The following is a 261-nucleotide window of genomic DNA, read 5'->3' as shown; positions in this document are numbered from 1 at the left end:
TGCAAAGACGGATGGTTAATATCTTTTGCCAATAATTGAATTTGCTTGTTTGCTTTTTTTTGTATTTCAGAAGACACCCTCAAATATAATCGCTTGAATTTATTATATGCTTTAATCTTCACGTTTTTTAAGCTCTTTTAAAAGGTTTTTTACTCTTCCATCTCCTAAAATATTTCCAGATTTTTTGTCATCATCTACCTCGTTTTCCATTTTCTGCCACATCTTAGTCCAAAAATAAGATTGCGACGGAGAAAAATTTGA

This window comes from candidate division WOR-1 bacterium RIFOXYB2_FULL_36_35 (genome assembly GCA_001771505.1).
Classification (GTDB): Bacteria; Margulisbacteria; WOR-1; order XYC2-FULL-46-14; family XYC2-FULL-37-10; genus XYB2-FULL-36-35.
Note: the sequence above shows the minus strand (reverse complement) of the source record.